Source organism: Acetomicrobium sp. S15 = DSM 107314 (assembly GCF_016125955.1).
Lineage (GTDB): Bacteria > Synergistota > Synergistia > Synergistales > Thermosynergistaceae > Thermosynergistes > Thermosynergistes pyruvativorans.
In genome coordinates, this window is record NZ_JADEVE010000273.1 from 154,779 (window position 1) to 181,009 (window position 26,231).

General features: G+C 54.5%; 22 protein-coding genes. 17 read left to right on the forward strand and 5 right to left on the reverse strand.

Annotation, left to right across the window (positions count from 1 at the left end; all coding sequences use genetic code 11):
* Positions 1-141 precede the first annotated feature (141 nt).
* From EZM41_RS08040 to mdoH, 5 genes are all read left to right on the forward strand, one after another.
* On the forward strand, positions 142-456 hold the full coding sequence (locus tag EZM41_RS08040; RefSeq protein ID WP_198470600.1) for a UxaA family hydrolase: 315 nt from the start codon (positions 142-144) through the stop codon (positions 454-456).
* Complete coding sequence (locus EZM41_RS08045) at positions 457-1,614, forward strand: UxaA family hydrolase (RefSeq protein ID WP_198470601.1); 1,158 nt, start codon at positions 457-459, stop codon at positions 1,612-1,614.
* 103 nt (positions 1,615-1,717) lie between these two features.
* Positions 1,718-2,947, forward strand: a complete 1,230-nt coding sequence (locus EZM41_RS08050) for an aminotransferase class I/II-fold pyridoxal phosphate-dependent enzyme (RefSeq protein ID WP_198470602.1) — start codon at positions 1,718-1,720, stop codon at positions 2,945-2,947.
* Positions 2,948-3,077: 130 nt separating this feature from the next.
* Positions 3,078-4,682: a glucan biosynthesis protein gene (locus tag EZM41_RS08055; RefSeq protein ID WP_232619189.1), complete on the forward strand. Its 1,605-nt coding sequence runs from the start codon at positions 3,078-3,080 to the stop codon at positions 4,680-4,682.
* A gap of 19 nt (positions 4,683-4,701) precedes the next feature.
* Positions 4,702-7,125, forward strand: coding sequence for a glucans biosynthesis glucosyltransferase MdoH (gene mdoH, locus EZM41_RS08060; RefSeq protein ID WP_198470603.1), 2,424 nt, complete (start codon positions 4,702-4,704; stop codon positions 7,123-7,125).
* Here the strand turns inward: mdoH and EZM41_RS08065 are convergent.
* From EZM41_RS08065 to EZM41_RS08085, 5 genes are read right to left on the reverse strand one after another with little or no spacing between them, the layout of a single operon-like run.
* Positions 7,122-8,030, reverse strand: coding sequence for an SPL family radical SAM protein (locus tag EZM41_RS08065; protein ID WP_198470604.1), 909 nt, complete (start codon positions 8,028-8,030; stop codon positions 7,122-7,124). The two genes, mdoH and EZM41_RS08065, sit on opposite strands and share 4 nt — an antisense overlap.
* 15 nt (positions 8,031-8,045) lie before the next feature.
* Positions 8,046-9,107 (reverse strand): prephenate dehydratase, encoded by a 1,062-nt coding sequence (pheA, locus tag EZM41_RS08070; protein ID WP_198470605.1) that lies wholly within the window; start codon positions 9,105-9,107, stop codon positions 8,046-8,048.
* 21 nt (positions 9,108-9,128) lie between these two features.
* Positions 9,129-9,968, reverse strand: coding sequence for a hypothetical protein (locus EZM41_RS08075; protein WP_198470606.1), 840 nt, complete (start codon positions 9,966-9,968; stop codon positions 9,129-9,131).
* The gene (locus tag EZM41_RS08080; RefSeq protein WP_342449268.1) at positions 9,965-10,729 is read right to left on the reverse strand and encodes an SIR2 family NAD-dependent protein deacylase; all 765 of its coding nucleotides are present in this window, start codon (positions 10,727-10,729) and stop codon (positions 9,965-9,967) included. The genes EZM41_RS08075 and EZM41_RS08080 overlap by 4 nt, the downstream gene beginning before the upstream one ends.
* Entirely contained in the window at positions 10,726-12,300 is a 1,575-nt protein-coding gene (locus EZM41_RS08085; protein WP_198470607.1) for a PucR family transcriptional regulator, read from the reverse strand. The genes EZM41_RS08080 and EZM41_RS08085 overlap by 4 nt, the downstream gene beginning before the upstream one ends.
* Before the next feature lie 311 nt (positions 12,301-12,611).
* Here EZM41_RS08085 and EZM41_RS08090 point away from each other — a divergent pair, with 311 nt between their 5' ends.
* The 12 genes from EZM41_RS08090 (at position 12,612) to EZM41_RS08145 (ending at position 26,179) form a co-directional block, all read left to right on the forward strand.
* On the forward strand, positions 12,612-13,799 hold the full coding sequence (locus tag EZM41_RS08090; RefSeq protein ID WP_198470608.1) for a CaiB/BaiF CoA transferase family protein: 1,188 nt from the start codon (positions 12,612-12,614) through the stop codon (positions 13,797-13,799).
* A complete protein-coding gene (locus EZM41_RS08095; RefSeq protein WP_198470609.1) occupies positions 13,796-14,467 on the forward strand; it encodes a DUF2877 domain-containing protein in 672 nt (223 codons plus the stop codon). Before EZM41_RS08090 ends, EZM41_RS08095 begins: the two co-directional genes overlap by 4 nt.
* A 13-nt stretch (positions 14,468-14,480) precedes the next feature.
* Complete coding sequence (gene fdrA / locus EZM41_RS08100) at positions 14,481-16,007, forward strand: acyl-CoA synthetase FdrA (RefSeq protein WP_232619191.1); 1,527 nt, start codon at positions 14,481-14,483, stop codon at positions 16,005-16,007.
* A 5-nt stretch (positions 16,008-16,012) separates the two neighbouring features.
* Positions 16,013-16,195: a hypothetical protein gene (locus EZM41_RS08105; protein WP_198470611.1), complete on the forward strand. Its 183-nt coding sequence runs from the start codon at positions 16,013-16,015 to the stop codon at positions 16,193-16,195.
* A 40-nt stretch (positions 16,196-16,235) separates the two neighbouring features.
* A complete protein-coding gene (locus EZM41_RS08110) occupies positions 16,236-17,033 on the forward strand; it encodes a cyclase family protein (protein ID WP_198470612.1) in 798 nt (265 codons plus the stop codon).
* A gap of 77 nt (positions 17,034-17,110) precedes the next feature.
* Complete coding sequence (locus EZM41_RS08115; RefSeq protein ID WP_198470613.1) at positions 17,111-17,995, forward strand: carbon-nitrogen hydrolase family protein; 885 nt, start codon at positions 17,111-17,113, stop codon at positions 17,993-17,995.
* Between the two features lie 3 nt (positions 17,996-17,998).
* Positions 17,999-19,252, forward strand: coding sequence for a DUF1116 domain-containing protein (locus tag EZM41_RS08120; protein ID WP_198470614.1), 1,254 nt, complete (start codon positions 17,999-18,001; stop codon positions 19,250-19,252).
* Positions 19,253-19,344: 92 nt separating this feature from the next.
* Positions 19,345-20,817: a cytosine permease gene (locus tag EZM41_RS08125; RefSeq protein ID WP_198470615.1), complete on the forward strand. Its 1,473-nt coding sequence runs from the start codon at positions 19,345-19,347 to the stop codon at positions 20,815-20,817.
* An 85-nt stretch (positions 20,818-20,902) separates the two neighbouring features.
* A complete protein-coding gene (locus tag EZM41_RS08130; protein WP_198470616.1) occupies positions 20,903-21,769 on the forward strand; it encodes an FAD binding domain-containing protein in 867 nt (288 codons plus the stop codon).
* Positions 21,770-21,773: 4 nt separating this feature from the next.
* A complete protein-coding gene (locus EZM41_RS08135) occupies positions 21,774-22,253 on the forward strand; it encodes a (2Fe-2S)-binding protein (RefSeq protein ID WP_198470617.1) in 480 nt (159 codons plus the stop codon).
* Positions 22,254-22,265: 12 nt separating this feature from the next.
* A complete protein-coding gene (locus tag EZM41_RS08140; RefSeq protein ID WP_342449269.1) occupies positions 22,266-24,623 on the forward strand; it encodes a xanthine dehydrogenase family protein molybdopterin-binding subunit in 2,358 nt (785 codons plus the stop codon).
* Positions 24,624-24,802: 179 nt separating this feature from the next.
* Positions 24,803-26,179, forward strand: coding sequence for a uracil-xanthine permease family protein (locus EZM41_RS08145; RefSeq protein ID WP_198470619.1), 1,377 nt, complete (start codon positions 24,803-24,805; stop codon positions 26,177-26,179).
* The last annotated feature ends 52 nt before the right edge of the window (positions 26,180-26,231 follow it).

Consider the following 26,231-nt stretch of genomic DNA (forward strand, 5'->3'; position numbering starts at 1 on the left):
TTTTCACTTTTTGTCCTTCTTGGCCTCCACCTTTCACTTTCTAAAAACAGGACCATCGCGAGATTGACATTACTCACTCCTTGTCCATAGAATTGATGCGGCTTGAAATATTACTGAGATCTAAAGAGGAGGACACGCGTAATGTCAAAGGGAGCTTACAATGCTTTGATCATGCATGAAAATGACAACGTAGCTACTGCGATCAAAGATTTGGAGGCAGGGGATATAGCCATAGCCAAGGGCGAGTCGGGCACGTTTGAGGTGAAGGTCCTCAAAAAAATCCCTTTCGGCCACAAATTTGCGCTAAAGGATATCCCCGCCGGTTCCGCGGTGACGAAGTATGGCGAGACGATCGGCCTGGCTTCGCAGGATATAAGAAAGGGAGATCATGTTCACGTTCATAACGTTGAGGGAACGCGCGGCAGGGGAGACAAAGTTAGACAGGGGGCACATTAAATGAAGATAATGGGATATCTAAGGCCCAATGGGGCCGTAGGGATTAGGAATCACCTTTTGGTATTGCCATCTGTAGTGTGTGCCAACGATGTGGCCAGAAAGATAGCGGAGCAGCTGGCCGGTGCTGTGTGGGTCGATCATCAGCACGGCTGTGCCGAGCTTGCGCCCGATGCCGAACAGACCCACAGAACGCTCGCAGGGTTTGCCAGCAATCCAAATGTGGGAGCGTGCATCATCGTGGGATTGGGCTGCGAGGTGGTGAACGCCCATGGTTTGGCGGAGGCTGTGGCAAAAACTGGCAAGCCAGTTGAGTGCTTCGTAATTCAGGAGGTAGGAGGCACCGTAAATACGGTCGCAGCGGCGGTGAAGGCGGGAAGTCGAATGCTTGAGATGCTTTCTAAACAAGAGAGAGAGGAGTGCGACCTCTCGAGCATCATCCTGGCGCTCGAATGTGGTGGCTCTGACGCCTGTTCCGGCATTGCGGCCAATCCCGCAGTGGGGGCGGCGAGCGACATGCTCGTCGAGCAAGGGGGAACTTCTATCTTGTCCGAGACTCAGGAGCTGATAGGCGCCGAACACCTTCTGGCTAAGCGTGCCGTCTCTCCCGAGGTCGCCGAGCGCATTTGGTATATCTGCAAGCGCGCCGAGGATGGGGCACTCAAGATGGGCGTTGACATAAGATACACAAACCCGGCCCCCGGCAATATCGAGGGGGGCATAACCACGCTTGAGGAAAAATCCCTCGGTTGCATACACAAGGCAGGCCATGCCCCGATTCAAGAGGTGCTCGAATACGCCGAGGCACCCAAAAAGAAGGGGCTCGTCATCATGGACACCCCTGGCCACGATGTTGAATCGATCACAGGCATGGTGGCCGGAGGCGCACAGATTGTGGTCTTTACTACTGGCAGAGGAACGCCCGTGGGCTGTCCTATAGCTCCAGTCATAAAGGTCGCGAGCAACACGACCATGTACGAGCGCATGAAAGACAACATGGACATAAACGCCGGCGAGATCGTCGATGGCAAGAAGAGCATCCGCGACGTTGGTAAGGAGATCTTCGACGAGATCATAGCTGTGTGCAACGGCAAGAAGACGAAGGCCGAAGTCCTCGGCTTCGGCTCCTTTGCCATAAATCGCATAGGACCTACGCAGTGATCGCGCTTTCGCCGCAGGTGGGCAATGTGAGGGCATGAAAGAGGGCGCTGAGCCGCATCGGACTCAGTGCAATTGGCGTAAGGCGGGAAGGGAGGGGAAGGGTATGTTGAACAAGGCGGAGCCGTTTTTCGTCTCTGCGCTGGAGGATATGGAGCATTCCGGACGGCGCAAAGGCAAGGAGAACATCGTCGTGGGCGTCAAGAGGCCGGAGGACGGCAAAGGACCTCGTTATTTGGTCAGGGGAAAAGAGGGGCAGGAGTTTATTAGGATGAACTCAAACTCCTATCTGGGTTTTTCCTTAAACGAAGAGCTCCTTGTCGCCGAGGAGACCGCATCCAGAGCATACGGTGTCGGGCCCGGTGCGGTGCGCTTCATCAGCGGCACATACAAGCCGCATAGGGACCTTGAGAAGAAGTTGGCCGCTTTCCACGGCAGGGAAGAAGCGATGGTCTTCAGCTCCGCCTATTCGACGGTCGTAAGTATCCTTCCCTCGCTCGTCACGGCTGAGACTGCGGTGATAAGCGACGAACTGAATCACAACTGCATCATAAACGCCGTAAGGCTCTCAAGGCCTAAAGATAAGGCGGTGTACAAGCATCTGGACATGGCAGAGCTTGAGGGGTGCATCATAAGTTTCATAGAGCAGTCGCGCCGCCTTATCGTCGTGACCGACGGCGTCTTCAGCATGCGAGGCGATTATGCGCCCTTGAAGGCGATCGCTAACGTGGCACAAAAATACGACGTTCACTTTCCGGAAGGGATTTTGGTGGTCGTCGACGACTCGCATGGCGTTGGGGCCTTTGGAGAGACTGGGCGAGGAACGGAGGAGTTCACGGGAGGGCGCGCCGACATCCTCATCGGGACGCTGGGCAAGGCCTTCGGCGTCAACGGAGGTTATGCCGTTTCGAGCGATGCGGCCATTACATACCTTAGAGAGACCGCCCCTATGTATATCTATTCCAACCCGATAACACCTGGCGAAGCCGCCGCCGCTCTCAAGGCCTTAGAGATCCTCGAAAGCCAGGAGGGGAAGAGGATTTTGGCTCACCTCAGGGCCATTACGAAGCGCTTTAGGAGCGCAGTCTCGTCGTTGGGTTATGAGGTCATAGAGGGCGATCACCCGATAGTCCCCATAATGATCAGAGATACGAAGAAGACAGCGGAGCTGATCTCCTTCCTCGCCGAGCGGGGGATCCTGGCTACGGGCATGAACTACCCCGTCGTGCCCAAAGGTGACGAGGAAGTCCGCTTCCAGGTGAATGCGGATCACACAGAAGGCGATATAGATTACGTTATAGAGGCGCTGAGAGAATATAGGCGCAAAGGTGGGTAGGCTTTCGTCTGAAGGCACAACAGAGGCCCGCCTACGGCGATGCTGGTTGCCTTTTTGTGCCATCTACGCAGTTTTACCCTGTCTTTTAGCCCGTCCGGTTGTTTATGCTCTCGCGTGGGAGGTATGTTCAATGAACAAACGGTGTCTATCGTTGGTAGCCGTTATGAGCGTATTTGCTCTCGGCTTCAATGCTTTATATGCTCCGGTTGCCAGTGCGCAAGCGTCACAGGATAAGGCGAACGAAAGCCGCTCTTTGGCACTCGAGGCCCTCGAAGCTCAGGTGTGGGAGAAGGCTCGCCAGCTCGCGCTGGAGCCTTATCAAGAGCCTTCCGAGAAGGCGCCGGATCTCTTGAAAAGACTGACGTATGATCAGTGGCGCGACATCCGCTTTAAACCGGAGAAGGCCCTTTGGCGGGATGAAGGACTGCCCTTCCAGCTCCAATTCTTTCACCTTGGCTTTTATTACGATTATCCGGTCAAGATCAACGTAGTTACCGATCAGGGCATTACACAAGTCCCATTTTCTCCTGAGCTTTTTGACTACGGCAAAAATGCGTTGCCCAAAGAGGAATTGGAGGGGTTGAGCTTCGCTGGCTTCAGAGTCCATTATCCTATCAACAAGCCCGATTATCACGATGAGCTAATCGTATTTTTGGGCGCGAGCTACTTCCGCGCTCTCGGGAAAAATCAACGCTACGGAATCTCTGCGAGGGGGCTTGCTGTGGATACAGCTTTGCCTAAGGGCGAGGAGTTTCCCCATTTCAGGGAGTTTTGGATAGTAAAGCCAACCCAGGATGCCAAGAGCCTCACTATCTATGCGTTGTTAGATAGCCAAAGCCTCACCGGAGCTTATAAATTCTTCGTGCAGCCAGGTGAAAATACGGCTGTAGATGTCAAGGCGACGGTTTTCCGCAGAAAAGATATAGAGAAAATTGGCATAGCCCCTTTGACCAGTATGTTCTACTACGGCGAGAACAGCCGCAATCGCCCCGACGACTATCGCCCCGAGGTTCACGATTCCGACGGTCTAATGATAGCGCTCAGGAGTGGAGAGTGGTTGTGGAGGCCGCTGAACAATCCTCCCCGCCTTACAACCTCCGCTTTTCAGGTCGAAAAACTCGCGGGCTTTGGCCTGCTCCAGCGCGACATGGATTTCGATCATTATCAGGATCTGGAGGCTCGTTACGATCTGCGCCCCAGTGTCTGGATCTCTCCCAGGGAGGATTGGGGAGAAGGGCATGTGGAGCTGATCGAAATACCAACCGCATGGGAGACCACGGACAATATCGTAGCATTCTGGGTTCCTAAATCGCTGCCGGCGCTGGGCGAACCCGTCGATTTCTCCTACAGGATGAGTTGGCACTTCCCAAAAGGTTCGCCTCACGGCGGAGGTTGCGTGGTAGCTACCCGTACGGGAAAGGGAAAGGACGAGGGCGTAAGGCGATTTGTTGTAGATTTTGAAGGAGGAGCCCTCAATGCGATACCGACCGATGTCGGTCTCACCAGCGTGGTTACGGTCACTGAGGGTATGGAAATTTTGGAGAAGATTCTGATGAGAAACGAGGTCACAGGCGGGTGGCGTCTCGTCCTCGAGGTGCGCCCCGCAAAGGGCGGCCCCATAGAGCAGCTCATCCCTGAGAGGAGGCCCAGGGTTGAAATGCGGGCCTTCCTAAAGAAAGGCGAGGATCTGCCCGATGTCCTCACCGAGACGTGGAGCTACGGCTACCAACCGTGACGGGCACGAGGTTTTCTACATGGATAAGGTCTGGTATGAAGTCGAGAAGCGGATTTTGCTTTACATTTGGGCTATAGGCGTTGTGCCTATCACCTCCCTTAAGCTTGCCGTTGAGGTAGTTAACCGCGCATTTTCTCGCAAAGACGACTCAAATCCGGTCAAAAAAGCCGTAGAAGAATTGCAAGCCATCCTTAGCAAAGGGGACGTTACCATAAGACATCCGAGATGGCGCCGTCTGGGCGAGGCGGCCTCGCCGCTGATTTTGACCGAAGGGTGTGGGGGAACCGCGTCAGCGCCGCCGCTGAAGCGCGTCTCTATGGCTCCTAAGGGGTTTGAGCTGGGTTTGCGCAGTCTCTTTTCCACGAATAGAGAGGTTGTTGACGAAAAGCCGCCGCTGTGGGAGCGCGCAGCCGGTCGCAGGAGGTTTTTGCTCACCGTTCTTGTGGTGATTTCAACTTCTGTGGCGACTTCTATCATGGGAGTTGCGATGCCGCACAAGGGCGGAGCGCTCCTTGAGCCCCTCATGATAATAGCGTTTGCGGCGCTTTTTGCGTGGATATCCGTGGGTTTTTGGACAGCCATAGCGGGTTTTTTCACGATTCTTAGGCGTTTCGACCGTTTTGCCCCCAAGATCGAACTGAAAGAGATCTCGCCAGATGTGCGCGTCGCCGTACTGTTTCCCATTTTCAACGAGGAGACCGAACGCGTCTTCGCAGGAGTTGAAGCGACATATCGCTCCCTTGAAAAGACCGGCGAGCTCGAGCACTTTGATTTCTTCGTATTGAGTGACACCAACAACCCAGACATATGGATCTCGGAAGAGCTGGCATGGGCTGAGGTGTGCGAGCGCCTCAATGCCTTAGGGAAACTCTTTTATCGCCGCAGGTGGAGGAATACGAAGAAAAAGAGCGGCAACATCTCCGACTTCTGCAGAAGGTGGGGCAAGGATTATCGCTACATGGTTGTCTTCGATGCCGACAGCGTAATGAGCGGGGAAGCCTTGGTGAAAATGACGTGTGCCATGGAGGCAAACCCAAAGATCGGGATATTGCAGACGGCTCCGAAGGCTGTGAGAAGGCGCACCCTTTACGGTCGCATCCAACAATTTGCGAGCCACGTCTATGGTCCGCTTTTTACGGCCGGCCTCCATTTCTGGCAGCTCGGCGACGCGCAATATTGGGGACACAACGCCATTATCCGCGTCGAGGCGTTCATGAAGCATTGTGCTCTCCCCAAATTGCCCGGAAAGCCTCCATTAGGGGGAGAAATTTTGAGCCACGACTTCGTCGAGGCAGCTCTCATGAGGAGAGCGGGTTTTGAGGTCTGGCTGAGCCACGACCTTTCGGGCAGTTACGAGGAGGTCCCTCCGACGTTGTTGGAGGAACTGTCGCGGGACCGCCGGTGGTGTCAAGGCAACCTCCAGCACGTGAGGCTGTTTTTGTTGAAAGGGATAATCCCGACTCATCGTTTTCTTTTTTTAAACGGCGCCATGATATATGGCTCTGGCTTATTATGGTTCTGTTTCATATTGATGAGTTCGCTTGAAGCCATCTTGGAAGTTTTGATCGAGCCGGTCTATTTCCCGGCGGAGTATGCTCTCTTTCCCCAATGGCCTGTGTGGTATCCTCAATGGGCGTTGATACTCCTGGTTACGACGTTGATCATTCTCTTTCTTCCAAAGCTCTTGGGCGCATTTTTGGTCTTGATCAAGGGGGAGGCCCGTCTTTTTGGCGGTGTGAGGAGGCTTTTTATGAGCATGATCCTCGAGGTGTTTTTTTCCATCTTGTTTGCCCCCATAAAGATGCTATTTCACAGCAAATTTTTCTTTTTTGCCCTCCTGGGGCAGCAAGTGGCGTGGGGGCCCCAGGAGAGGAGCGATGTGGGTACCTCTTGGAAGAGGGCTTTGCGCTTTCATTGGAGCGGCACTTCCATAGGGCTCCTGTGGGGAGCCTTAATATTGATCGTAAACCCCTCGTTCTTCCTGTGGCTCTCCCCGATAGTGGTCTCCTTCGTGCTATCGCTGCCGCTTTCAGTGTGGACGAGCAGGGCTACCGCAGGTGAGGCCTTCAAAAGGAAGGGGCTTTTCCTGACCCCCGAGGAGACGAGGCCCTCTCGTGAACTCGACCTTTTAGAAAAAGCCTTGTCGAAGGATCTCCGTCTTCCCGAAAGCGGATTTAGGTCCGCCGTTTTAGAGCCGTGGGTGAACGCCTTTCATAGAAGTCTATTGCGAAAGAAGGGCAGGATGCTAAAAAGAGAGGAAAATCTCCTTTCGCGAGCCCTCGAGGTCGGCCCTGGTGGCCTTTCGAGGTCTGAGGTGATGATGATCTTGAAAAACCCCAGCCTGCTCTTTGCGATACACAGGGGTGTTTGGGAGGCATCGGGCAACGATATCGGAGAAAGGTGGATGCTTCTCGGGACAGTGCGGGCGTGGCCTTATATTTAACGTCCGCACTGCCTTGTGACCTCGTATCCCTTTAGATCGATCCGGCAGCGCAATCCGCTTCGGACTGCGGCTTCTAATATCCTCACCCTCAATTTGCCCGCGTAGCGCTGGGCTTCACCGCGATCGAAGAATATTTTTCTCCACAGCGGCAGTAACTTAGGAAAGCGTTTCGCCAAAAGCGGGTAGCAGGCGCGCCAAACGCCGCTCCTCGCGTGGATCAGGTCCACCCAGAGGCCTTGAAGGGGCAATCGGCGGATGCGTGCAAAGAGTTCGCTCAAACTATCCACGTCGTCGCTCAGGCCCGGCAAAAGAGGCGAAAGCGAGAGGTATATGGGGATGCCGTATTGTGCAGCCTCTGTGAGGATCCTTAGGCGTTCCTCGGGGGGCGAAGCGCGAGGCTCCCATAATAGATTTAGTGGCGGCGGAGTACTCAGCGAGACGCCCAGCGTCACCATGTTTCGATATTGGCTCAGTACATCAAAATCCCTTCTGATCAGATCTGATTTGGTCAGACAACGGAGCGGGAAACCTCCTTTTAGCAAAATCAATAGGCACTCTCTGGTTATGCCAAAGTGCTTCTCCGGCCATTGCCAGGCATCGCAGACCGATCCAACCATGACCTGCTTTGGAGGGTAGCGCTTAACTTCCCTCGCCAGTACGCTGGGCATGTTCGTCCTGGCGTGGCAATATGTTCCCCATGGCGGGGGATTGTCCTCGAAGCACTGCATCATGCGACAATAACCATACACGCATGCGTGCAGGCAACCGCGATAAGGGTTCAACGTATATTCATCCCATGGCGGGCGCTGTAGTGCGCTGCGGCAGGTTGTCTCTTCTATTTTGACCTCTTCGCGAGACGAAGGGGAGCCTTTATTTTTGGCTACGAAGAGCTCGAGTTGTCTCATCCCTCGCTCCTTTGCTCATCCGAGGCATGGGTAGGAGCCCAATAGGCGGAAACGGGCACTCCTGCTTTTAACTTTCTCCAACATTTTTGCGACGACTTCATCGCTCGCGTCGCCTTCGAAGTCGACGAAGAAGTTGTATTCGAAAGGGTTGCCCGGCAGCGGTCTGGATTGTATCAGAGTCAGATTGAGCTTCGCCTCGTAAAAGGGTTCAAGGGCCTCAAATAACGTTCCAGGTTTGTGGGGGACGTTGAAGAGTATTGAAGTTTTGTTTCGAGAGAAGGGCTTGTTGGGTTGCCTCCCCACGACCCAGAAGCGGGTGGTATTGTGGGGTTGGTCTTCTATGTGTTCTATTGCGATATCGAGGTTGTGAATTTCAGCGGCAAGGCGGCTGCATATCGCTGCTTTTCCTCTTTGCCCCTTCACGAAGGCTGCCGCAGCGCTCGTGCTCGAGGCGGGGATTTGTCTGGCGCGAGGGAGGTTGGTCCTCAGCCAAAGCCTGCATTGGGCCAGGGCCTGTGGATGAGAGTAGACTTCGTCGACCTCATCGATTGATGTTTGCCAAGTTGCCAGCATGTGAGCTATGGGCAGCCTGACCTCGCTCAATATGCGTATGTCTTGAGGGGCGGTCGAGAATGCGTCGAGCGAGGCGTACACTGTCCCTTCTATCGTATTTTCTACAGGTACGACCCCTAAATCCGCCCTCTCCCTTGCCAGAGCATCGAATACACCTTGGGGGTTATCGACAAAGGCGACATCTATATGAGAACCTAACGCTTTAACCGTGGCCTCTTGAGAGAAAGAGCCGGCGGGCCCCATGCACGCTGCTCTGAGCTGCTTTTGGACTGCCCTGCACAGAGAGATTACCTCTCTGTATATGGCATCCAGCGCCTTCGCGTCTATATCCGGGCAAAGGTTGTGCAGGCGCTCCATCAGGGCGAATTCCCGCACGGGATCATATATGGCCCCCTCTTTCATCCCTCCCATAGCCCGCGCAACCTCGACGCGCCGCCTCAAAGACCTCGCTATCTCCTCGTCGATCGAGTCTATCTCTCTTCGCAGCTTCTCTATCTCTGTCATAACCTTCCCTCCTAAAGTCGGTTAGCGCAGCCGCGGGCGGACGATGTCACTTACGGCTAAACTCTCGCCCTCTGCTACAGAGACCGCCTCGACAATGGCCCAATCCTCGGAGAGGGATACCACCTCGACGACGGCTATGTGGCTGGGTATCTTAACTATCGTCCCCTCTTTTGCATAGATCTCCTGCACGCGATATGCGTCGAGTTTGCCTTTTTCCCTCAATCCCTTTGCCATGCCTATATTCACGAGATATCTATCGCCTCCTCCGGATTCTTGGGGTATGATCCTTACTATGCGCCCTTCGAGCGCGAGCATCTCGGAGGCCCCGTTTAAAAATAGATCGCACAGCTCCTCTATTGCTACTTTACAGGCGGCCCAATAGGGGGATCTCTCGAACTCATCCCAAGTGAAATGCCCCTGCGGTTCTGTCTTGAATTCAGGAGTCCACCTGTCGATTTGTTTTTCTGCAACGCGGGAGAACAGGAAATTTCCACGGCCGTCGTAGGCTACCAATCGAACAAGGGCCCTTCCCTTCATTTGACTCCCCAAGACATCGCTTTTAATGCGCCTTAGCTCGTGAAGGGATAGCTCCGCTATCAGGTCGATTTCGTCGGGAGAGGCCTTGCTCTCGGTGGAATATACCTCAAGAGAAGGAAAGCGCCTCAAGAGGGTTGCAAAGGCTTCGGCCGTTTCGGTGGGCAAGGGATCCGACGGGTCGAAGCGGTTTCTCCATACAGGAAAGCCCGACTGATTCTCAGCCGTCGACACCAGGACGCCGATTGCCCATTGAGAAGCCCAGGCTTCGGGCATATATAGCAAAAGCAGGGCCAAGAGTGTACCGAGCAGTATCGCCTTTTTCATAAAAGCTTCAACTCCTCGTTCACAGATCGAAAGAACTCGTCTATGTCGGCATCCACCCTCAGCGCGACTCGGCTTGAGGGGAGATAAAACTCCGAGACCTCTCCTTTGTTGACCACTACGATCTCACCCGACGTGGCAGATGGTATCATCGCTGCCGGCGTCACCACGAGCGATGAGCCTACGACGAAGAAAAGGTCAGCTTTTCTGGCCAACTCGAAACACTCGTCTATGTGTTTTACAGGTTCGCCGAAGAAGACGATGTCGGGCTTTATAACCCCGCCGCAGTTGTCGCACCTCGGGATCTCTTTTTCGAATGTCATCCTCTTGCTCGTCTCATAGTCGAAAGACTTGCCGCATTTAGTGCAATGGCTTTCCCAAATGCCACCGTGAATCTCATATACCTTGTGCGAGCCGGCCCTCTGGTGCAGCGCATCGATGTTTTGGGTTATTACGCCCAACAGTTTACCCTTCTTCTCTAAGGCGGCGAAGAAGAAATGGGCAAAGGTGGGCTTCGCGGCATCGAGTGCCTTCAAAAGCTCGCGGTGAAATGAATAAAACAAAGAAGGATCCCGATAAAAATACTCTATATCGAAAATCCTCTCCGGGTCAGGTATGCCTGCCCTTTTGTAAAGCCCTTGAGGTCCTCGGAAATCGGGGATCCCGGCGTTCGTGGACATGCCGGCGCCGGAGAGAAGGACTATGGCATTGGCCTTTTTGATCATCTCAGCGCACTGGCTTGCCTCTTGTTGCAATGCTTTCACCCCCTGAAGTTATTATAATGATTTTCACGGGAACGATTTACGAAGTAGGATAGCGTCAAAGCCAAGCGGTGGTGGCTGTTCTTAAGGTCAATATGCAGTAAGTTTTCCAGATCATTTAAGTAATTGCGTATCGTATTGTAATGAAGGTGCAGAACCTCAGCTGCTCGTTTTGCATTGAAGTCGCACTGGATCAAAGAGCAGGCCAACTGCAGGGTGCTGATCGCATGTCGACCCGGCTTGGATTCCAAAAGAGGTTTCCAATAGCGCTCCCACAAGGATTCTGCCTCTGGGAGCCTGCCCAGGTTTGAGAGTAAAGCGTAAAGGGCGAGTTCGTAAAAGTGATACACACCTGCAGGCGCATCGAAATTTCTCACCCAATCCAAAGCCCCCTTGACCTCCTGGTATGAGCGATAAATCTCCAGCGGTCCGGAGGCTTGCGTTCCTATCAGAAACCATAGACCCTTGGCTTCTGCCAGAGCCTGAAGTTCCTCTTTTTTGTATTCTCTTGTATCCGCGATGATCACCCATGAGTTTCCCATGCGGTACGCGAGCCTAAACGGAGGCGCCCAGCGATGGATATCGTCTCCTGAGGTGGGCACTCCCAATATGACCGACGAAGGGAACGACAGGTTTAAGCCCAACTGTTGGGCCCGTTCGTTTATGATAGCGGAATTGTTGTAAAACCCCAAGCACAAGTTTTCCAGGAAGCGTTCCCGTCTCGCCACATCCTTGTTTGATGCGTAGACGGCCTCCAGCGCAAGAACCCGCAGAAGGCTTACGGCCCTGATCATCAGCTTATCTTGGTGTTTTGAGGGCGACCGCTCGCCTGACGCCAATATCACTCCCAATTCCATAGGCGTCTCGTGAGGGATGTTGTATGTCGCCATCCATCGGGGCGGAGAATTTTTGATCAACCTCAACCCTACCGACAAGGGCCCCCTTTGCGACACCTGAGCATCGATCCTTTCTCCTTGCAGAAGAGCCGCTGCGTCTTCCATCTTCTCGTTAACCTCTTCGACGCTGCCGTTTGGGTGAAAGATGTGACATAAACCTAATTGAGGCGATCTCGCAAAGATTTTACGCTGCACCTCGGCGGCAAGCGACAAGAGCAACTTGTGAGTATCGGCTAATTTGCCGGCCAATAGCACTTCGCTCATGCTTTCGTCCTGTTCCGTATGCCTTCGTTGTCCTTCCTGGATGAGCTGGCGGCAAATTACGTCGATTACGTCCGACCACCTGTACGATACGGGAATCTCGATCAGCGGAAGGTCAAATTCGTCGGCCTTATCGATCGCCTCTTGCGGCAGTTGCGGCAAAAAGCGATCCAATTTGATCCCTAAAGCTGCGATCTCCTTGCTCGAGACGTCGGATAAGAAATTTAGGAAAGCCTTGAGCTCCTGCTGAAAGACGAAACCACTGCTCAAAAGCAGTTCGCCTCCGCGCATCCAGCGATAGCCATCCGGTGTATCCAGCACGCTGACGGCTGTGATCTCCCTGCTCAAGCCTTCACTTCCGGCTGCCAACTTGAAGTCCTGAAAGAAATCTCTCTTGAAAAGGTCCGCCACTTTCATTTTCGCCCTCCAAGGTCACGCCTTTTGCGGTCTGTGTATATAGATCACCGGCAAGTAGGTAAAATATGTCACTCATTGCCATTTACACTCATGGCTCTTATACATACCATAGTAAATAGCTCAGCTTTTATCTTATGGTTTTGAGATTGATATGTCAAATATCTCGATCGTTATAGGCTAAAGCATTTTTTGCTCCCTATGGCTTGCGGATTATGTCAGCATATCATAACATGGCGTTTCTTCCTGGAGCCCTCGCGGAACTGTAGTACAATTTTCGTATCCAAATTTAAAGCGCATAGGAGGCATCGGAAATGACCAAAACTTTGGAGGATTTAGTGGTATTGGACTTCAGCCGAGTGCTGGCGGGCCCTTTTTGCACCATGATGCTTTGCGACCTTGGGGCTACGGTCATAAAAGTAGAGAGGCCCGACAGTGGCGACGATTCCCGCACATATACCCCTTTCGTTAAAGGTGAAAGCGCCTATTTCATGAGCATCAACCGCGGCAAGAAGAGCATAACGTTGGACTTGAAGCACCCGAAGGGCAAAGAGATCGCTTTAGAGCTCGCAAAGAGATCCGACGTCTTAGTAGAGAATTTCAAACCGGGGGTTATGGACAACTTAGGCCTCGGTTACGAGGCGCTGAAGGAGATAAACCCGCGCCTGGTTTACGCTTCGATCTCTGGCTTCGGATACACCGGCCCCTATAGCGAGCGCCCCGCCTACGACCTCATCATCCAGGGTATGGGCGGCATCATGAGCATAACCGGCCCTGACGAACATCACCCGACCAAGGTGGGCAGTTCTATCGCCGACATCTTTGCCGGCCTGTTTGCGGCCATAGGCATACTCTCGGCCCTCCACAATAGGGAGCTCACCGGTCGCGGGCAGTGGGTGGACGTGGCTATGCTCGATGCCATGGTAGCGGTGCTGGAGAACGCCGTATCGCGGTATTTGGCTACAGGCAACGTCCCCAAGCCCATAGGCAACCGTCACCCTTCGATAGCGCCTTTCTGCTCCGTCGAGACCACTGATGGATTTATAAACATAGCCTGCGGCAACGACGAGTTGTGGCGGCGTTTCTGCCGCATCGTCGGGTTGGATCGCCTTGCAGATGATCCTCGCTTTTTGACGAATGCGGATCGCGTCAAGAACTTCTCGGAGTTGGAGCCCCTGATAAACGAAGCCACCCGCAAGAGGGCTTCGGCCGAATGGCTAAAACTCTTGGAGGAGGCAAAAGTCCCGTGCGGTCCGATAAACGATATAGCCTCGGTAGTTAAGGATCCGCAGGTGGCCGCGCGAGAGATGCTCGTTGAGGTCCTTCACCCGGTCGCCGGCGTTTTGAAGCTGCCCGGTGTGCCGATCAAGCTTTCGGGTACGCCGGCTTCCATAGCGGGGCCGGCCCCCCTGTTGGGCCAGCACACAGAGGAAGTGCTCAGCGGGATGTTGGGCATGGGGCGCGGCGAGATAGAAAAACTCAAGGAAGAGGGCGCGATTTGAGCTTTGCGGGAAGGAGCTCTGATTGGCAGATGGCGCCGCTTCGCTTCGTCGTCGCAGAGCGCCATAAGAGCGTGATAAATCTACGAAGCAGAGCGGGAAGACGCTACAGTGTGGTTACAGAGTGTGGGGATATGGGGCCTCGGTCTGTATTGTCCAAGCGCCTACCCCATTGGAATGTGGGCGAAGATGTGACAGTTTTCGCAGAGGCGATAGCTGTATGCTACGACCCGGAGATCCCCACGTCCCCTCCGTCGAGGCGATGGCGCCCTCTGTGGCTTGAATGGCTCGACTTTTTGGCGGAGCCTCCGCTCGACGTCGTAGGGAAAGAGCTCATAGAGGGGGGTCTTTCCTCTGTCGCCGGCATGGGCCCGGGTTTGACGCCGGCCGGCGACGATCTCCTCGCCGGTTATATGACGGCGACTAAGTTGAGGGGCGAGACGGTGCCAGCTCAGATCTTTCCCGAAAGAGACACCACTACATGGCTCTCTTTCGATATCCTCCGCGATGCCTTTGCCGGATTGGTTTGGAGGCGCATCAAAGATCTCTGTGATGCCTTGGCTGGCGAAAGGGCATCCTTGCTCGAAGAGAGTTTGATCTCTTGTCTGGCCATGGGCCACACATCCGGCAAAGCGTATCTTGCCGGTATGGCCCTGGGTTTTGAGGCTTAATTGTGAGGTGGTGATGCTGTTGCAGCGAATTCACGTTGAAAAAGGCGCATATTATGACAGCGTGACGCTGATGCTCGTGGCAAGGGAATTACAAGGCATGGAGGGAATAGAAGAGGCGTCTTTGAACATGGCCACAGAGGCCAACCTGAAGATTTTGGCCTCCGCCGGGTTTGACGTGTCAGGCATTCAAGCCGGCCAGAGCGATCTTCTGATCGCCGTCCGCGGCGACGGATCGGTTTTAGAAGCGGCGATCGAAAGGGCGCGCGAGCTTTTGAAAAATCCGCCGGGCCGCAAGAGCACCCCAGGGGAGTATAGGCCCAAGAGCTTAGATGGTGCCCTTTCTATCCTTCCGGAGGCCAATATAGCCCTCATTTCCATAGCGGGCCGCTATGCCGGAGACGAGGCCGATGAGTGCCTCGACGCGGGGCTTCACGTGATGCTTTATTCGGACAATGTTCCCATAGAGAAAGAAATAGCGCTGAAACACAAGGCCAAAGAGAAAGGCCTTCTCGTGATGGGTCCGGATTGCGGCACCGCTGTGATCCGAGGGGTTGGACTCGGCTTTGCGAATGCCTGTCCCACCGGCCCAGTGGGGTTGGTCGCGGCGGCCGGTACCGGTCTGCAGGAGGTGCACGTTCAATTGGCGCGCAGGGGGGTAGGCGTGCTCCATGCCATCGGCACCGGAGGCAGAGATGTGAAGGAAGAGGTAGGGGGCATCACGTTTTTGATGGGTTTAGAGGCGTTGCTTTGCGATGATGAGATCCAGGTTGTGGCACTCATCGGCAAGCCGCCGGCCCCGAGCGTGGAAGAGAGGATATTGAAGATCCTCGAAGGTGGAAAGAAACCGGCAGCGGTGGGGTTCATCGGCGGAAAAGCTTCTGGCGACAGGCCTCCCCTTTACCTTTGCAGGGAACTTGAGGAGACGGCAGCCGTAGCTGCTGCGCTGGCAAATGGCAAAGCCCCTTCGTCGGTCAGAGAAGAGCTTTTTAAGAGCTATGAGAGACTAAAGGAAAAGGCTGCGTCCATGAGGCGCAAGGGCTTCATCAGGGGGCTTTACTCGGGCGGCACCCTCTGTTACGAAGCGCAACTGATAGCCGCCAGTCTGATAGGGCCGGTTTACAGCAACGCTCCGCTTGAGCCCGAGATGAAGCTCGCCGATAGTCTCAAGAGCCGGGGTCATACGATGGTGGATTACGGAGAGGACGAATTCACCCAAGGCAGGCTTCACCCCATGATGGATAGCACCTTTAGGGCCGAGAGGCTCATGTTTGAATCCGAAGATCCAGATGTAGGGGTTATACTTTTCGATTGCGTCCTCGGCTATGGGTGCCATTCCAACCCAGCGGGCCAGATGGCGGAGGCGGTCGAGAAGGCGCGCAAAAAGAGGGGCGATCGCATAGCCTATGTGGCTTATGTCTGCGGTGTCGATGCCGATCCTCAAGACGCGGCAGGGCAGCGCAAAATACTTGAGGAAGCAGGCGTAACGGTTTGCGACAGCAATGCCGAAGCTGCGCGTCTGGCATGTTATATCGTGGGGTGACGGAAATGACGGTGAGCGAACTGCTCAAAAATGGACCCAAGGTGATAAATATAGGCGTCGAGCAGTTTTATGAGGATTTGAAAAGCCAAGAAGTGCCGGTAGTGCAATTGGATTGGAGGCCGCCGGCTGTCAATTCGGAGTTGCTCCTAAAGTTGCGCCGTTTAAGAGGAGGCGGCAAAGCTCAATAAAGGTAATCAGGTAAATAAAATTACAGGAGGTTGATGACAGATGGCGAAGAAGATCTACGACCTTTCCCAGAAGCTGGGCATCGACACGCAGTTTTGGCCTTTCTACCCGCCTTTTGAGGCCAAGTACTTCAAGAGGAAACCGGAGCACGGCGTAAATGCCCAGTATATCCAGACCTCTAACCATATAGGGACGCACCTCGATGCTCCTCATCATTTCGTCACCGCCGGCATCACGGTTGAAAAAATCCCCTTGGAGTGGCTCTATGGCCCTGGCGTCATCGTCGACCTGCGAGATGCCTTGGACGACTTGGATGTTTATACGCCCAAGATGATCGAAGATCGCGTTGAGGTCAGAGAAGGGGACATATTGGTGCTGAACACGGGTTGGCACAGGTTCGCTCCCGACGGAGCCGAGCCGGACGAGGAGCGCTACATTTTGAGACATCCTGGCGCACATCCTGATATGGTGAAGTGGCTGCTGGATAAGAAGATACGTCTATGGTGTGTAGATGCGGTATCCACCGATCACCCGATGAACCTGCCCATAGGAAGGTTCTTGGGCAAGGGTACGTTCGGCCAATGCGACAAGGTTCGCAAAATCTGCGAACAGAAGTTCGGCGGCAAAGAAGGTGTTGAGAGGCTGTTCCCTGAGGACCACTATCAGCTCACCCACAATGCCCTGTTCCGCCACAATTGCATCCACGCGGAAAACCTGGGCGGAGACGATATGGATGCGCCGGAGATCCAGAACAAGAGGCTAACCATCGGCTGCTTCCCGTGGAAGTTCGAGGGAGGGGAGGCTGCCTTTTGCAGGATGGTAGCGTTCTTGGACAGATAAGGCGATAGATAAAAGGGGGAGGAGATAATCGTTTCCTCCCCCTTTTACCAGATGGCGAAGCGTTTGGAGGGGGTTTAATGAGAGAGTTTGTTGTGGCAGGCGTCCAGCTTGCTCCTGTGCCTGGAGATGTCGATGCGAACATAGAGAAGGCCTTGAAGGCTCTGCCCAAGGCCATTGAGGTGGGCGCCGAGCTGGTCGTTTTTCCCGAGACGGCGACCACAGGCTTCGATACGGGGCTTTCGAAGGAAGAACTGTGGGATTTGGTCGATTTCGTTCCCGGTAAAGCCACAGAGAAGATCCAGGAGGCCGCAGCCGAGCACCGCATTTATATCGTATGGCCCACTTATGAGCGCGGTAAAGATAGGGGTGTAGTCTACAACAGCGCCATCTTGATAGGTAGAAATGGCGACATCGTCGGCACTTATAGGAAGACCCACCCGTTCCCAGGGGAGTTGGTAGAGTTCGGGGGGTGGACCACGCCGGGCGATCGCGCTGATGTCTTCGAGACAGACCTTTGCACCTTGGGGATGATCATCTGCTACGACGGCGACTTCCCAGACCTTTCCACGACGCTGGCCCTGAAGGGTGCGGAAATCATAGTGCGGCCTTCGGCGTTACTCCGCACGTATGAGCATTGGTGGGCCACCAGCTTCGCCAGGGCATATGACAACCACGTTTACGTCGTTGCGGTGAACGCCGTGGGCGGCGATGGCGGCGGCAATTATTACTTCGGCCACAGCATGATCATAGCCCCGAACGGCTGGAAGCTCGCCCAGGGGCGGTGCGCCGAAGAGGTGGTCTACGCCACGTTGAAGGAAGACGCGTTGAAATATGTATACGGCGGCATGACGACTCTACAATCTTTCGATCACCTTGAGGATAGGAACTTGAAAGTATATGACGTGATGAAGCCGGGGAGGTCTCGATTTAAGCCCGGCCGCCACGTAAGGGGAGGTGCATGAGTTTTGATCGATTTAGAAAAAGCTAACCAGGAAGCGCTGAACAGGCTGCTCAGCGCTCAGCCAGTTTTGGTGGATATGGGCATAGCCAAGGACACAATTCCTGGGCTCAATGAGAGGACCTTCCTGCACGCCGGTCCGCCCATCAAGTGGGAAGACATGTCTGGTCCCATGCGGGGAGCCGTCATCGCCGGCATACTCTTTGAGGGATGGGCCAAGACGCCCGAGGAAGCGGAAAAGCTTGCCTCTGGCGGTGAAGTCGCTTTTGAACCGAATCACCACCATCATGCCGTTGGGCCTATGGCCGGCGTTATAACACCGAGCATGCCGGTGTTCGTCGTGGAGAACAAGGCCTTCGGCAACAAGTCCTACACGAACATAAACGAGGGCTTGGGGAAAGTCATGCGCATGGGCGCCTACAGCGAGGAGGTCATAGAGCGCCTTCGCTGGATAAAGAGAGTGATGTATCCGGCGATGCAGGCCGGCATCAAGCATGCTGCGCCCGACGGAGGAATAGACCTGAAGTTTATCATCGCGCAAGCGTTGCACATGGGGGACGAGCTGCACAATCGCAACAAAGCTGCCACATCTCTGTTTGTGAGGATGCTCGCGCCGCACATGATAGAGGCTGCACCCGTCGTCAAAGATGTGGCGGATGTAGTACGCTTTTTGGACAAAAGCGACATCTTCTTCGTGAATTTGGCTATGGCTGCGGCCAAGGCGTCTCTCGAACCGGCTCACGGCGTTGAGGGTTCGAGCATGGTGACGATAATGTCACGGAACGGCACGGAATTCGGCATCAAGGTATCCGGCCTTGGAGACGACTGGTTCACCGCTCCGGCGGCTATTCCCGAGGTGCTCCTCTTCCCAGGGTTTACAAAAGATGACGTAAATCCGGACATAGGCGACAGCGCGATCATGGAGACGCTGGGCGTGGGAGGGTTCGCTCTGGCTGCTGCTCCGGCTATAGTGCAGTTTATAGGCGGCTCGCCCCAGGACGGCGTCAACTATACCATGGAGATGTACGAGATAACGGTAGGAGAGAACAACGTCTATACGATACCCTACCTCAATTTCCGTGGCACGCCCACGGGCATAGACATTCTCAAAGTGGTGGAGACCGGTACGACTCCCATCCTCGATACCGGAGTGGCTTGTAAGCGGCCGGGCGTCGGACAGGTTGGAGCCGGCATAGTGCGCATGCCGATGGAGGCGTTCGAGAAGGCGGCCGAACGCTTCGCGGAAATGTATCTGGGCTGAAAATGGGCATGTGCTAAGGAGGGAGGTGATATATTGCAAAAATAGCTATCTAACCCCGGACTATCCCTAATGAAAAGGGGGCGTGGAGAGATATGGTGGAAGAGTTTAACGTAGTCCCTAAGGGTTACAAAGAAAACCCCGACCTGATGCCGATTCCGCCGAGCCAAAGGCATTACGGTACGCGCACCTTCTCTTTCATGATGTTCAGCTTGAGCGCAAATATACCGCTCTTCTTTCTTGGACCCATGGGGAAAAGCCTCGGACTGGATATCATCCAAACTGGCGTTGGAGCCTTTTTGGGCAATTTGTTTGCCATAATCCTCGCTTGGCTCATAGGCGTAGCTGGTGTCAAATACGGCATTACGTATCCCGTACAGCTCAGAGAGTCCTTTGGTTTTAAGGGCGCCCATGTGCCTCTGGTGTTGAGGGGAATTTCTGGCACCGTATGGTTCGGCATAGAGATATATGCCGGCTCTCTTGCTCTGATGATGATATTGCTGATGGCTTTAGGCGTTCCTTCCGACGAGCTTGTAATGACTGCTATCCGCTGGATACCCATAGCCTGTGCGCTGTACGTGCTGTCGTTTATATTGGTCATGAGGCATGGATTGAAGGGTATCGGAGCGGTGGCAGACTGGGCAGGCCCTATCTTGCTTCTGTATTTTATCTGGCTCGTCCTATTTTTGGCGACGAGGGAAGAGTTTTCCGCGAAAATTCCGGGGATCTTTGAAAGCAGCGCTGGCTACTTCAGCGCTAACTTCGCCATATACCTGGCAGCTCAGACCAATTGGTGGGCGACCATCGCACTCAACGTTTCCGATCTCTCAAGAGGAATAAAGATCGGGGAGCCGCGTGCCTTGCCGATAGGGCTATTGACAGGCATCGTTGGCGGCATGACGTTGGGCTCTGTGCTCGGCCATGCTGCGGTTACTATGACCGGCGTAGTGCTGCCGCAGGAGATCATTTTGAGGTTTGCGCCCGGCGTCATTGCAATTCTCCTGGGGCTTTTCTTCTCCTTCCTGGCGCCGTGGACTACCGACCTCACCGCAAATTCTCCGCCTCTCATCGACCTGATCATGGTCGAGGGCAAGCTCTCGTGGAAGACGTCTACGATTTTGGCGGGCATCATAGCGTTCTTTATCGCCCCGTGGTGGGCCGTAGGGAGCGGTCCCGATTTCGTCAACTATATCACCGCCTGGGCCTCTAATTACGGCATCCTCTTAGGTCCTTTGGCGGGCATCATGATTGCGAACTTCTGGGTGACTAGGAAAGGGCGCTATGATCTACAGAGGCTTTACACCTATGGGCCAGAAGGTCCTTGGTACGCCAACGGTTGGAGTAAAGCTGCCTTTGCGTCTCTCGTCCTTACTTGGGTGCTTTGTTACATCATAGCGTATCCCACCGGTCAGATTGCTTACCTTGCAGGCGTTCCGTTCCCTGGAGGGGTTATAACATATCCTGCTGTGGTGATTTCTTTTATCCTTTATGCGTTTTTGGCGAAGGCCTTTGGGGAAGACAAGGTAGCGCTCTTTGAAACTGCGTCCGGTGCTGAGCCGTTAGCCTAATGGAATTACGCGGTATTTGAGCTTAGATAAATTGCCGCCATTTAAAGCTTTAAATGGCGGCAATTAGCAAAAGGGGTGATGACAAGTGTTAGCCTTTGAGTTGGAGCGACCACGGTCGCTCCAAGAGGCGATATCGATTCTGGAGAAATTTGGCAACCGTGCCATGCCCAAGGCCGGAGGCACAGATCTGCTCATGTGGATGAAAGACAGGCTTGTGACGCCGGAGGTGGTGGTGGACTTAAGTCTCATACCGGATTTGGCTGGCGTTAATTTCTCTAAAGAGGGATTGCGCATAGGCGCTATGGCTACCTGCACGGAGGTGTTGGAATCCGCTGCGGTCGAAGACCATTTTCCGGCCCTCCGCGATGCCTGCCTCTCGCATTCGGATTGGTTGATCCGCAATAGGGCTACCGTAGTTGGAAACGTCTGCTCGGCCGTGCCCTCTGGCGATGTGATGCCGGCTCTTTACTGCTACGATGCGACGATCCGCATAGTCGGGCCGAGGGGTGAAAGGTCTATCCCCATAAATAAATTCATCTTGGGACCTCGCAAGAAGGACATGATCGCCGGCGAGATTGTTACGCACGTCTTCCTCCCCCTCCCCGAGGGGAAGTCGTCCGGATGCTACCTAAAGCTCGGGAGGAGGAACGCCCTCGACCTTGCCCAGGTCGGAGTTGCCTGCGTTGCGATAGACGGTAAAAACGGCAGGGAGTATCGCCTGGCCTACGGCGCTGTGGCTCCTACGCCAGTGAGAGCGCCCATGGCCGAAAAGGCGCTCCAAGGCGTAAAAGCACCCGACGATGCCCTTCTTGGAAAAGTCTCTGCACTTGCCAAGGAGGCCGTGAAGCCTATAGCTGACGTCAGGGCGGGCGTGGAATACCGCTTGGCCATGGTGGGCGAGCTGACCAAGCGGGCTATCGATACTTGCGTCGAGCGCCTCAAGGAGGAATAGCGCCATGATAAAGAGAGAGGTGCACTTTACCCTAAACGGGAGATCCGTGACGTATGAGGTGGAGCCCAGGACGACGCTCCTTCGGGCATTGAGGCATCATGGCGTAACGAGCGTGAAGAGGGGATGCGAGGAGGGCGAGTGCGGTACTTGCACAGTGCTCTTGGACGGCGTTCCCGTGAAGTCGTGCACGGTCTTGGCCCTTGAAGTAGAGGGCAAGAGCGTGCTGACCGCCGAGGGGCTTGTGGGCAAGGATGGAAAGCTCCACCCCGTGCAGCAGGCCTTTGTGGAGGAAGGCGGCATCCAATGCGGTTTTTGCACCCCAGGCATGGTGCTTACGACCTACGCGCTGCTTAAGAAAAATCCCAATCCGTCCGAAGACGAGATACGCCTCGCACTGGCTGGAAACCTCTGCAGGTGCACCGGTTATACCGGCATATTCAGGTCCGTCAAGCGCGCCGCTGAGTTGCTCAAGGGGCAGGCGTAGGAGGTGATGACTGTGGGAAAGAAGAGCATGATAGGCGCCTGGGTCACGAGAGTCTATGATCCCGAAAAGGCCGCCGGCACGTTGAAATTTACCGATGACTTGAGCTTTGGGCCCGAATTGCTGCATGCGAGGGCGGTGAGATCTACGATACCATGCGGAAAAATCGTAAATATAGACTACAGCGAAGCGCTAAAAGTTCCGGGCGTGGTCAAGGTCATCGTGGGAAAGGACTTCCCCATACACTTTGGCATATATCTCAAAGACAGGACGGCCATGGCCGTGGAAAAGGTTCGCTACATAGGGGAGCCGGTGGCGCTTGTGGTGGCGGAGAGCGAAGACGCTGCAGAAGAAGGAGTGCTCAGGGTGAAAGTTGAGTATAAAGAAGAGACACCGGTGTTCGACGCAGCGGAAGCCATGAAAGAAAACGCTCCTTTAGTGCATCCCGACCTCGGCAGCTATGAGCACGTCTCCTTCGTAACTCCGGTGCCCGGCACGAATATAGCCCAGCACTTCAAGATTCGCCGCGGAGACATAGAAAAGGGTTTTGAAGAGGCGGACCAGGTGCTCGAAGAGAGTTTCTCTTGTCCGCAGATAGCCCACGCTTTCTTGGAGCCGCACGCCTGCATATGTCTGCAGGATCCCGTTAGCCAAGAAGTGACCATATGGTCGACGGCTCAATCGGCCTTTACGTTGCGCGAGCTTGTGGCGAAAGGGCTCGAATTGCCGCTCCATAAGGTGCGCGTCATAGCTCCTCCCATCGGTGGCGGATTCGGCGGCAAGGCTGGGATCACCGTAGAGCCTCTATGCCTGGCGGCCGCTTTAGACCCAGACATAAAAGGGAGGCCAGTTAAGCTCTTTGTGCCTCGAGAGGAAGTCCTCACCACTTCCTGGGTTCGTCAGGGATGGAACACGAAAGTGAAGATGGGCGTAAAGAAGGACGGCACGATCTCTGCCATGAAGGTGGAGCTCGTCTTCGACACGGGGACCTCCGCCGAGTACGGAGCAAACCCTGTGAGGAGCGCTGGTTATACCTCCATGGGCTGTTATTATGTCCCCAACATATGGACTGACAGCTACGGTGTTTACACGAATAAGCCCTTCGGAGGCGCCTATAGGGGCTTCGGCCTGCCGGAGCTTATGGGAGGCCTTGAAGCGGTAGTAGATGCCATAGCATACAGGATCGGTATGGATCCCATCGAGTTTCGTCTGAAGAACCTCCTGAAGCCCGGCCTTCCGACCTGTACGGGTATGCCCATGCCGCCTCACGCGCTCGATAAGATCATAAAGAAAGTGGCCGAGAAGATCGATTATCACCGAGAAGAGCCGCCCGTCAGGAAAGGTTGGAAACGGGGCAAAGGCATCGCCTTGGCCATAAAGGCTCCGGCAATGCCTGCCGATGCGTCGTCTTCGGCCACGATCGAGATTTTAGGAGATGGCTCGGTCAAGGTCTTGGCTGCGACCATGGACATGGGACAGGGCGCATACACAGCTTATGCCCAAATCGTTTCGGAGGAGCTTGGAGTGCCCATGGAGCGCGTAAAGTGCTACTATCCGGACACGGCCGCTCAGCCCTACGATTGGCAGACCGTAGCGAGCCGCTCGCTTTGGTCGACGGGCATGGCCATAAAGCGCGCCTGCGAAGACGCGAGGAGCCAGCTTTTAGCCCTGTATGCCGAGTATTGGCAGTGCAACCCAGAAGAGATTACGATCGAGGATGGCATCGTGAAATGCCCCAAGTTGGGCAATGCCGAGCCTATCGATGAAAAAGTGCAGAACGGCTTCAAGATGCCAGACGGAAAGTATAAGGGTGGCCCTATCATCGGCAGGGGGCACTTCGTCCCTCCAGATGTCGTTTATCCGGACTTAGAGACGGGGCAGTCTGAGAAGAGCGTCGTCCACTTCACCGTTGGCGCCGTCGGACTGGACATAGAGGTGGATCCCGGCACCGGCGAGATCGTCGTCAATAAGGCTGTGGCTGGATACGATGCCGGTAAAGTCATCTCCCCCCTAAACGTCAAATGTCAGATAGAAGGCGGCACCGTCCAGGGGTTGTCGGCGGGGATGTTCGAGGGGATCTACTACGACAAAAACGGAAAGCTTCTAACGCCAGATTTTACCGATTACAAGATCGCAACGACGATGGATGTGCCGTGGGAAATAGAGAGTTTCTGCGAAGAGACGCCGGAGGACCCGTCTCCCTACGGCAACCGCGGTGTGGGCGAACACTCCATGATCTCTCCCACTGCCGCCTTGGGGAACGCGCTTTACAAGGCGCTCGGAATCAGGATCCATCAATATCCCTTTACGAGGGAACGTGTCTATATGGCGATCAAGGCCGCGGAGAGAGGAGAAAAGGACTTCTGGGGTTAGTCTGAGCTTTTGCCGTTGCGAGTTAAATGCCGGCAAGAGCACGATGGTGGCGGTTCCTCCGTTCCTGTGATATAAACACGGTGAAAGGCCGAGTTGTCCTTGAGGAAAGGAGGTGCTGCCACCATTGTGACGTGCGAGGAGTAAGGCGAGAAGAAGTATAAAAAGGAGGTGTTGATTTAATGGCGAGGAAAAAGATAGTCTACGGCCTTTTGGACAAGCCTCCGCTTCCCATCATGATTTTAGCCGGGGCACAACATGTGCTCACGCTCTTCGGTGCCACTACGTTGGTGCCCCTCATCTTCGGCCCGGCTATGGGGATGTCGACAGCGCAGTTGGGGTTTTTCATCTCTTGTGTATATCTGGCTATGGGGATCGCCACTTTGATTCAGACTCATCCGAAGCTCGGTTCCGGCCTTCCTATAGTTCAGGGTTCGTCTTTCAGCTTCATTCCTCCCATCATGACCATAATCGGAGCTTACGGGGCTCTCGGTCCAGAGGGTATCATGCAGTACGTGGGCGGCGCTTTGATATCCGGCGGTATATTGCTTTCCGTCATAGGCTACAGCCGTTTGATAGGCATAGTTAGGCGGATTATAACGCCCGTCGTCATCGGACCGACGATAATGGCTATCGGTTTTTCGTTGGCGGAAACGGCAGTTAGACTCAACGCTGCAAATTATTGGCCTTTATCGCTTTTGGTTGTGGTGTGCATCTTCCTCTTCAGTCTCGTGAGTCGCAATCGTTACCTTAATATATTCGCAGTTTTAAGTTCTATTGTTTTAGCCTATTTGGTAGCTTTGGTCGGCAGTCTCGCAGGAGTTTTTCCTGCTGGTCACCCTGCCTATGTCGACCTCAGTTCGGTCGCCCAGGCTCCGTGGTTTCGTTTCACTGGACTGATGCCATGGGGGCCACCAAAATTCAGCTTGTTGGCCTTCGGAGCCATCATAGCCGGTTTCTTCGCCGTCACCATCGAGTCAATAGGCGATTACCATTCTTGTTCCTATGCGGCAGGTTTAGATGATCCCACGCCAGATGTGATCAGCCGCGGGATCGGCGCCGAAGGGCTCAATTGTGCCATCGCGGGATCTCTCGGCGCAGTCGGCACTACTTCCTATACCGAAAACATAGGTCTCATCGGTTTGACGGGCGTAGCCTCGAGGGCTGTGGTTCGAACTGGTGCGATAATCCTCATCTGTCTTTCTCTCATAGGCAAACTTGGGGCCCTCATAGCCACGATTCCCTCTCCCGTCATCGGCGGGGCTTATATCGCTCTCTTCGGCACGATAGGTGCGCTGGGCATTCAGGTCCTCATGAGGGCGGATATGGGAAGCCAGCGCAATGTGCTCATCGTCGGTTTCGCTTTCCTCATGGCTCTTGGCCTGCCGCCGTGGGTGCAAGGGCAACAGGAAGCCTTTTTCGCGTACGGAATCCTCGGGCAAGTTCTTTGGGCGATTTTAAAAACCAATATGGCAGTGGCCGGGATATGTGCGGCTGTTTGCGATAGCCTGGTCCCAGGCACTCCAGAGGAGCGAGGGATAGGAGTCAAGGCTAAATAACTCACGGGTTCACAACTCGGCGGTTATGTCGGAGAGGTGAAGCGAAGCCTTT

Bases quoted from the DNA above. Each gene is read 5' to 3' on its own strand.
- pheA (WP_198470605.1), bottom strand. From the start codon at position 9,107: ATGACAGAGATAGAGAAGCTGCGAAGAGAGATAGACTCGATCGACGAG.
- EZM41_RS08115 (WP_198470613.1), top strand. From the start codon at position 17,111: ATGAGAGAGTTTGTTGTGGCAGGCGTCCAGCTTGCTCCTGTGCCTGGA.
- EZM41_RS08145 (WP_198470619.1), top strand. From the start codon at position 24,803: ATGGCGAGGAAAAAGATAGTCTACGGCCTTTTGGACAAGCCTCCGCTT.
- EZM41_RS08045 (WP_198470601.1), top strand. From the start codon at position 457: ATGAAGATAATGGGATATCTAAGGCCCAATGGGGCCGTAGGGATTAGG.
- EZM41_RS08055 (WP_232619189.1), top strand. From the start codon at position 3,078: ATGAACAAACGGTGTCTATCGTTGGTAGCCGTTATGAGCGTATTTGCT.
- EZM41_RS08125 (WP_198470615.1), top strand. From the start codon at position 19,345: ATGGTGGAAGAGTTTAACGTAGTCCCTAAGGGTTACAAAGAAAACCCC.
- EZM41_RS08105 (WP_198470611.1), top strand. From the start codon at position 16,013: ATGACGGTGAGCGAACTGCTCAAAAATGGACCCAAGGTGATAAATATA.
- EZM41_RS08090 (WP_198470608.1), top strand. From the start codon at position 12,612: ATGACCAAAACTTTGGAGGATTTAGTGGTATTGGACTTCAGCCGAGTG.
- EZM41_RS08110 (WP_198470612.1), top strand. From the start codon at position 16,236: ATGGCGAAGAAGATCTACGACCTTTCCCAGAAGCTGGGCATCGACACG.
- mdoH (WP_198470603.1), top strand. From the start codon at position 4,702: ATGGATAAGGTCTGGTATGAAGTCGAGAAGCGGATTTTGCTTTACATT.
- EZM41_RS08135 (WP_198470617.1), top strand. From the start codon at position 21,774: ATGATAAAGAGAGAGGTGCACTTTACCCTAAACGGGAGATCCGTGACG.
- EZM41_RS08050 (WP_198470602.1), top strand. From the start codon at position 1,718: ATGTTGAACAAGGCGGAGCCGTTTTTCGTCTCTGCGCTGGAGGATATG.
- EZM41_RS08075 (WP_198470606.1), bottom strand. From the start codon at position 9,968: ATGAAAAAGGCGATACTGCTCGGTACACTCTTGGCCCTGCTTTTGCTA.
- EZM41_RS08065 (WP_198470604.1), bottom strand. From the start codon at position 8,030: ATGAGACAACTCGAGCTCTTCGTAGCCAAAAATAAAGGCTCCCCTTCG.
- EZM41_RS08040 (WP_198470600.1), top strand. From the start codon at position 142: ATGTCAAAGGGAGCTTACAATGCTTTGATCATGCATGAAAATGACAAC.
- EZM41_RS08085 (WP_198470607.1), bottom strand. From the start codon at position 12,300: ATGAAAGTGGCGGACCTTTTCAAGAGAGATTTCTTTCAGGACTTCAAG.
- fdrA (WP_232619191.1), top strand. From the start codon at position 14,481: ATGCTGTTGCAGCGAATTCACGTTGAAAAAGGCGCATATTATGACAGC.